This is a genomic window from Solemya elarraichensis gill symbiont (assembly GCF_002021095.1).
Lineage (GTDB): Bacteria > Pseudomonadota > Gammaproteobacteria > Chromatiales > Chromatiaceae.
This window is the reverse complement of sequence record NZ_MPRK01000111.1, coordinates 1-6,839: the sequence shown is the minus strand read 5'-3', so window position 1 is coordinate 6,839 and position 6,839 is coordinate 1. Positions and strand designations below refer to the sequence as shown.

Genomic DNA, 6,839 nt, shown 5'->3' with positions numbered 1-6,839 from the left:
CGCAGGGCGTCCGGGGCAATAAAGGCTGTCGAAGATCGAGTGTAAAAGGGCGACTTGGATGTCCCGTTTTACATCACGAGATCAAAGACACGCTTGCATCTCTTCCATACCCTTGATCAGTGCAGGTGCACGCTTGATGTCGGTGATGGCAACCTCGTGGAGAACAACACATTCAGATTCGAGATTGATCTGCTCAAGGGTGCCGCCAAACTTGCTCATACACTCTACAGTCATGGTTGAGCCACGAACAAAGTGACACTGGTAGTCATCGCCTTTCTGGCAACCCATTATGATAACGCTGTCATAGCCGTTATTTATTGAGTCTGTAATCCATGAAATGCTAACAGAACCGAATCACGATTGATACTGAAGGTAAGGCATAGCTGCCGCAACTGTACGGTCCGGCAAGTTACACGATGCTGGATGATGTTGCTGATCTGCCACTGAAAATATCGGATATCTACAGAAAGCTCACCAGTTGAGCGTGGTAACATTCAATTCATTCGAAATACATGTCTGGCCAATCGCCTTATCATTGTTGTGCGACACATCTATACACTACTGATGTATCTGTTGATGCCTGCCATCCTGCTGCGCCTGTGGTGGCGCGGGCGCAGAAATCCGGCATATAGGGAGCGCGTTGGTGAGCGTTTCGGCTACCTGCCGAACGATGTGCCGCAAGGCTGCTTGTGGATTCACGCGGTCTCGGTGGGCGAGTCACAGGCAACACAGCCCATGGTGCAGTGGCTCATGGAGGAGTATCCAGGCATGCCCGTGGTGATGACAACAACAACACCAACCGGTGGGCAGCGGGTTACCCAGCTCTACGGCGAACGTATTCGTCATCTCTATTTTCCCTATGATTCACCGGCAATCATGCAGCGCTATTTCGAGGCCCTGAAACCGGTTGCAGTCATCATCATGGAGACCGAAGTGTGGCCCAACATGTTGCACTATTGCCGTCAAAACAGCATTCCGGTCGCTCTCGCGAATGCACGCCTGTCGGAAAAATCGGCACAGGGATACCACAAGTTTTCCTTTATCACGGCAGCTGCATTTCGCTGTTTTGATCTTGTCATTGCTCAAGCAGGTGCAGATGCTCAACGCCTGGTCGACTCAGGTGTGCGTCAAGAGGTGATGCATGTCTGCGGCAGTATCAAGTTCGAGGTCAAAGTGCCGCAGAGTGTGCGTGAGCAGGGTGAGTTACTGCGTGCCGGTCTGGGTGCGGACAGGCCTGTGTGGATAGCCGCGAGTACCCATGAGAATGAGGAGACGGTTGTGCTCGATGCTCACAGTCGGGTGCTTGAGCGTTATCCTGATGCCTTGTTGATTATCGTGCCTCGTCACCCGGAGCGTTTCGACACGGTGGCCGGTTTGATCGAGTCAAGCGGATTTACCTGCGTGCGGAGAACGGATGAACAACTGCCGCTAACAGATGTATCTGTCTATCTCGGAGACGTGATGGGTGAGCTACCGATATTTTATGGCGCTGCAGATGTCGCCTTTGTGGGCGGCAGCATCGCACCAATCGGTGGGCACAATATACTCGAGCCTGCAGCACTGGGTGTTGCCGTGGTATTTGGCCCGCATATGCAGAACTTTCTCGAGATCAGCAGGATGATGCTCGAAGCCGGTGCAGCCCTGCAGACCAGTGAGGAGGATCTCGCCGAGGTGGTGATGTCACTACTGGGCGATCCGGTACAGCGCGAGGAGATTGGTCAGCATGGCCAGGAAGTCGTCGAATCAAACCAGGGGGCACTTGAGTGTACCCGGCAGGCGATTGAGCATCTGCTGGAGATGCGCGCGTGATGCAGGATTTCAAATTCTGGTTGTATCCCATGCTTTACAAGTGGATCGTAATGTTGCTGATGGCGACTTACCGTGTCGAATATATCGGCCGTGAGCATGTTGAGAAGCTGAAATCCAATGCAGAGGGCTGGATATATTCCACCTGGCACGAGAACGTCGTGGTCAGCCAGTGGGCTGAGCGCAATCAAGGCCTCGTCATGATGTCGAGTGACAGCAAGGATGGCGAGTTCAGCGCCCGCGTCATGGCACGTATGGGCAATCTCCCGGTTCGTGGTTCATCCTCGCGCGGCGGCATGAAAGCAGCCAGGGCGGTGATTCAGGCATTGAAGTCGGGCTCCAGCGCCGGGATGACACCGGATGGTCCGCGTGGTCCGGCACGCAAAGTGAAGCCCGGCATGCTTTTTATCAGTGCCGTATCGCAATGCCCGATTCTTCCATACCATGTTGTTTCCAATCGTTACTGGACCCTGACCTCATGGGACAAGCAGCGCATCCCCAAGCCTTTCAGTCGAGTGATTATTAGAATTGGGGAGCCATTGCGGATTGACAAGCAGAGCTTCAAACATGACGAGGCGAGCCTGTTGGCTGAAGTGGAAGGGGTAATGCAGAAAAATGTGGAGAGGGCGGAGGAGGCTATCTCTGTCTGAATTGAGCCGGGCAGGCGCCCTTAATTCACTCCTGCCAGGGAAGTCACCAGTTTGACGATGCCCCATATGGCGAGAATGAAAACCACTGTGAAGATGACACCGAGAATGATGAAGTTGGATGTCTTGCCATGTGCAAAGTCTCTCTCACGTGCCTCCGAGCCCTGTACACCGAAGGCGGCAGCAGCAACACTGGCGAGTTGCTGAAGCAGGTTTGGAGCCTTGTGGCTCTTTTTCTCTTCCATCAGAAGCTGAATCCACTGGTCTCAGGTGCATTTGTCAGTGGTTTGAGAGCTGTTTCGAGAATAACCTTGCGCTTGAAAGAGTTATCTCCGACAGCAGTGACCAGTTCAGCTGTTGCTGAGGCGCCGCTGCCGACTACCTGGAACAGGCGTCCACCATCGGCAAGGTGCTGTTCAAAGAAATCGGTTCTTTGCGGCAGGCTGCCGGTGACGACGATAACATCAAAAATCTCTATTTCATCCAGGTCAAATGCATCGCCGGTAGTGATTTTTGCTTCAAAATCGAGAGCTGCCAGCTTTTCTGCAGCTGACTCGGCGAGATCGGCGTGCTGCTCAATGCTGGTGACATCACCACTCAGCCAGGCAAGGCAGGCGGTAAGGTAGCCGCTGCCGGTACCGACCTCCAGAACCCTTTCACCAGGATGGATATCGAGACACTGCAACACGTGTGCTTCGATCTTGGGCGCCATCATGCACTCGCCATGGCCGAGGGGAATCTCTATGTCAGCGAAAGAGAGCTCTTTGTATTCAGTGGGTACAAAAAACTCACGAGGAATCTGCTGCAACAGGGTGAGCACGTCGTCGCTCACGACATTCCATGGGCGGATCTGGCATTCAATCATGTGGTGGCGTGCTTCTTCACTCTGCATTTCTAACTCCAGTTACAGGCTTTCTAATATTCTCTCACGGTGTGAAGACTACGCTCAACAACCGATCGAGGTCAACCTGTGAATGTTTTATGGCCACTTCAGGTAAGTCCGTACAAGCCCGGAAAAATCAGGATTGAAACGAGTACAGTCACCTGGATCAATATGAAAGGTATCACGCCACGGTAGATATCCGTGGTTGTGACGCCTGGTGGTGCAACCCCCTTGAGATAGAAGAGGCTGAAACCGAAGGGCGGTGTCAGGAACGAGCTTTGCAGGTTCATGGCGATGAGGATGGCAAACCAAAGGGGCGCGATACCGAGAGCTTCTGCTGCAGGTGCGAGGATTGGAACGATGATAAAGCTAATTTCGACAAAATCGATGAAAAAACCGAGTAGCAGGATGGTCAGCATCGACAGCGCCAGGAATCCGATTTCATTGCCTGGCAGGCCGAGAAGCGCATCCTCGACGAGTACGTCACCACCGGTGTAACTGAATGCCATGGAGAAAGCAGTTGCGCCGAGCAGGATGGCAAATACCATGGCGGTGACCCGCACGCTGTCGAGAGCCGCTTCGTAGAGCAGTTTCCAGCTGAAATGGCGATAGATGACTGCCAGTAGCAGTGCGCCGACGGAGCCGAGTGCCGATGATTCGGTCGGCGTGGCGATACCGGCAAAAATTGAGCCGAGTACGATCAGAATCAGCGCCAGTGGCGGCAGAACATGCAGCATGGCGTCGATGTAGAGTTTTCGTCTGTCAGCAGTTTCTACCGACAGGCTTGGCGCAGCCTGCGGATTGCGCCAGCTGGTATAGAGGATATAGAGAATGTAGAGGCCGACGAGTACGACTCCCGGTGCAACGGCTGCCCTGAAGAGGTCTCCGACCGGGATGCCCATCACATCCCCGAGGATGATCAGGACGATCGATGGTGGAATAATCTGCCCGAGGGTGCCCGAGGGTGCCCGAAGCACATATGGTGCCGCAGCCCAGGCGTTTATCATAACCATGCTTGAGCATCACCGGCAGCGAGATGAGTCCCATTGCAACGACAGATGCGCCGACAATACCTGTTGATGCGGCGAGCAGGGCGCCGACCAGCACGGTCGAGATTGCCAGCCCGCCACGTATATGTCCGAAGAGTTCGCCCATCGATTCGAGCAGTCGTTCAGCGAGGCGGGTTTTTTCCAGCACAACGCCCATGAAAATAAACAGGGGAACTGCCATCAGTACGCTGTTTTCCATGATGTTCTGGATGCGATAGGGCATGAAGGCAAAGGTGCTGGTGATGTCTGCGATGATCTCGGAAAAACCGGCGCCATCCTGCTGCATCACCTGGATATCAGGGAGTTTTGCAATGCAGACAAATATCATGGCCACGCCGCCAAAGGTAAAGCCGACGGGAAAGCCGAATAGCAGGGCGAGCAAGGCAACGCCGAACATGATGATGCCGATATATTCCATCATCTCAGCTGGTTTCCGTTTCGTCCGAAGCCACAGCGCCCCGCAGGATGGTGAGCGAACGCAGCAGCATGCCGACCCCGGCAACCGCCATGCTCAGGCAGGCAAACGGGATGACAGCCTTGATCACCCAGCGGTACGAGAGTCCTCCGGGATCACCGGAACGCTCGCCGAGTGACCAGGACTCGAATGCAAAGCTGCTGCCATACCAGGCAACCAGCAGCACGAACGGTAGTAACAGAAAGATCACGCCGCACAGGTCGATGAGTGCCTTGCGTCGTGCTCCGAGGCGGTCATAGAAGATATCCACACGCACGTGGGAGTCAGTGCGGATAGCGTAGGGAATGCCAAGCAGGAAAATGCTGGCATATAGATGCCACTCGAGCTCCTGCATACCGATCGATACACTGTTGAACAGGTAGCGGGCAACGACGTCATAGAAGACATTCAGCAGTAGCAACAGGAACAGCAGTGCAGCGATTCGTCCCAGCAGGTCGGAAAAGTTATTAGTCCAGCGTTCAAGTCTTAGCAGCACGTCAAGCGAGTCACTATTCGGTGGTGTCGAGATAGGCCTTGTCAGAGATGCGTGTCCATGCACGTGCTTTCTCAAGATAGGCGGCCTGGGAGTCGATAATCTCTTTTGCCAGTGGGTCCTTTGCTGCGCGTTCAGCTAACAGTTCCGTGTTTGCCTTTCGCATTGCGTCGAGCACCTCACTGGGAAAGCTCTTGATCTTGATGTCCGGGAATTCACTCCGCATCTTGCTCCAGCTTTCACTGTTTTCATGATAAGACTGGGCGTACATGTCGTAAGCAGCAGAACGCATTGCCACGCGTAATATCTCCTGCAGATCTGGTGGCAGTTTATCCCAGGACTTTTTATTGATCAGGAAGTGAAGTTCTGCGGCAGGCTCATGCCAGCCGGTGTAATAGTAGGGCGCAATCTTGTGGAATCCCATACGCAGATCAAGAGCCGGGCCAACCCATTCGAGGGCAGCGATGGTATTACGTTCCAGTGATGTATAGAGTTCGCCCGCCGGTATATTGGTTGGGCTTGCACCCAGACGCGCAAAAACCCTTTTCCATCAACTCCAGTCCACCGCCGTAATAGAACCAGCCATATTGCTCCGGAGCCGTCATGCCAAACGGCATGGTGGTGAAGAAGAGGCTGTTTGGATCTTTGCCTTTCCAGTAGTAGGAGGCAGAGTGGCCAATGTCATATTGTCCAGCCTTGACCATATCGAAAATACCCAGAGGCGCCTTGTGCTTGTTTTTCGAGTCGATGCGAATAACGAGTCGTCCATTCGACATCTTTTTGACGATGACCGCGAGGTTTTTGGTCGTGTCGCCAAGGATCGGGTAGTTTGGCGGCCAGGTCTCAGCGAGCTTGAGACGGTAGACTTTATCGGCTGCGGCAAGCGGTAAAGAGACGGCAAGCAGCATGCAGCCAAGCACCAGGCTCAGCCTTGAAGAGATCGGACGCATAAGGCTCCTCGAACTGTTGTTTACTATTCTGTTCAGGCAACGAGAATAGCAAAGGCGGCTCTAGGCCGAAAGCCCATCTGGCAGGCGATAGGAGATCAGCCAGGCAGCGAGCAGGAAGAGAAATGAGAAAACCAGGCAGCCAGCAAGTCCCCACAGTTGAAATGCAAGTCCCGAAAGAATAGTGCCAGCAAGGCGACCACCGGCGTTTGCCATGTAATAAAAGCCGACATTGAGTGAGACTTTGTCACGATCCGACCAGGCGACAATCAGGTAGGAGTGAAGGGCAGAGTTGATAGCAAACAGAATGCCGAACAGCATAAGACCAATAACGACCACTGAAATGCCATCAACGCCTTTTGCAAGCAGTAGCGCCATCACTGCAGGTATAAAGGATAGTGCCAGAACCAACCAGCGTGCAGTTGTGCCATTGCTGTGAAAACGTTTCAGCAGGCGGGGTGAAGCGGCCTGGATAAATCCGTAGCCGATCACCCAGAGAGCGAGGAAACCACCGGCCTCCATGTGCTCCCATCCGGCCATAGCAAGGTAGACAGGCAGGC

At 53.8% G+C, this 6,839-nt stretch carries 8 protein-coding genes and 2 pseudogenes; 2 read left to right on the top strand and 8 right to left on the bottom strand.

Annotated features, from left to right (window positions below):
• Positions 1 to 81 precede the first annotated feature (81 nt).
• Positions 82 to 339 carry a hydrogenase iron-sulfur subunit gene (locus BOW51_RS06740; protein ID WP_078477026.1) on the bottom strand — a complete coding sequence of 86 codons (258 nt, stop codon included), beginning with the start codon at positions 337 to 339 and terminating at the stop codon, positions 82 to 84.
• Between the two features lie 201 nt (positions 340 to 540).
• Here BOW51_RS06740 and waaA point away from each other — a divergent pair, with 201 nt between their 5' ends.
• Positions 541 to 1,809 carry a lipid IV(A) 3-deoxy-D-manno-octulosonic acid transferase gene (waaA, locus tag BOW51_RS06735; protein WP_078477025.1) on the top strand — a complete coding sequence of 423 codons (1,269 nt, stop codon included), beginning with the start codon at positions 541 to 543 and terminating at the stop codon, positions 1,807 to 1,809.
• Positions 1,809 to 2,456 carry a lysophospholipid acyltransferase family protein gene (locus BOW51_RS06730; RefSeq protein ID WP_078477024.1) on the top strand — a complete coding sequence of 216 codons (648 nt, stop codon included), beginning with the start codon at positions 1,809 to 1,811 and terminating at the stop codon, positions 2,454 to 2,456. Before waaA ends, BOW51_RS06730 begins: the two co-directional genes overlap by 1 nt.
• Positions 2,457 to 2,476: 20 nt before the next feature.
• Here BOW51_RS06730 and BOW51_RS06725 read toward each other — a convergent pair whose 3' ends face one another.
• From BOW51_RS06725 to BOW51_RS11125, 7 genes and pseudogenes are all read right to left on the bottom strand, one after another.
• On the bottom strand, positions 2,477 to 2,698 hold the full coding sequence (locus BOW51_RS06725) for a DUF2970 domain-containing protein (RefSeq protein WP_078477023.1): 222 nt from the start codon (positions 2,696 to 2,698) through the stop codon (positions 2,477 to 2,479).
• Positions 2,698 to 3,345, bottom strand: a complete 648-nt coding sequence (locus BOW51_RS06720) for a protein-L-isoaspartate O-methyltransferase family protein (RefSeq protein ID WP_078477022.1) — start codon at positions 3,343 to 3,345, stop codon at positions 2,698 to 2,700. The genes BOW51_RS06725 and BOW51_RS06720 overlap by 1 nt, the downstream gene beginning before the upstream one ends.
• 98 nt (positions 3,346 to 3,443) lie before the next feature.
• Entirely contained in the window at positions 3,444 to 4,343 is a 900-nt protein-coding gene (locus BOW51_RS06715; protein WP_370738160.1) for a TRAP transporter large permease, read from the bottom strand.
• Positions 4,344 to 4,380: 37 nt separating this feature from the next.
• Positions 4,381 to 4,782 (bottom strand): annotated as a pseudogene (locus BOW51_RS11920) (TRAP transporter large permease subunit); the annotation flags it as partial.
• A 25-nt stretch (positions 4,783 to 4,807) separates the two neighbouring features.
• Positions 4,808 to 5,335, bottom strand: coding sequence for a TRAP transporter small permease subunit (locus BOW51_RS06710; RefSeq protein WP_078477021.1), 528 nt, complete (start codon positions 5,333 to 5,335; stop codon positions 4,808 to 4,810).
• A 13-nt stretch (positions 5,336 to 5,348) separates the two neighbouring features.
• Positions 5,349 to 6,282, bottom strand: a pseudogene (locus BOW51_RS06705) (TRAP transporter substrate-binding protein).
• A 60-nt stretch (positions 6,283 to 6,342) separates the two neighbouring features.
• On the bottom strand, positions 6,343 to 6,839 hold a 497-nt coding region (locus BOW51_RS11125), incomplete at its 5' end, for an MFS transporter (RefSeq protein WP_503167669.1).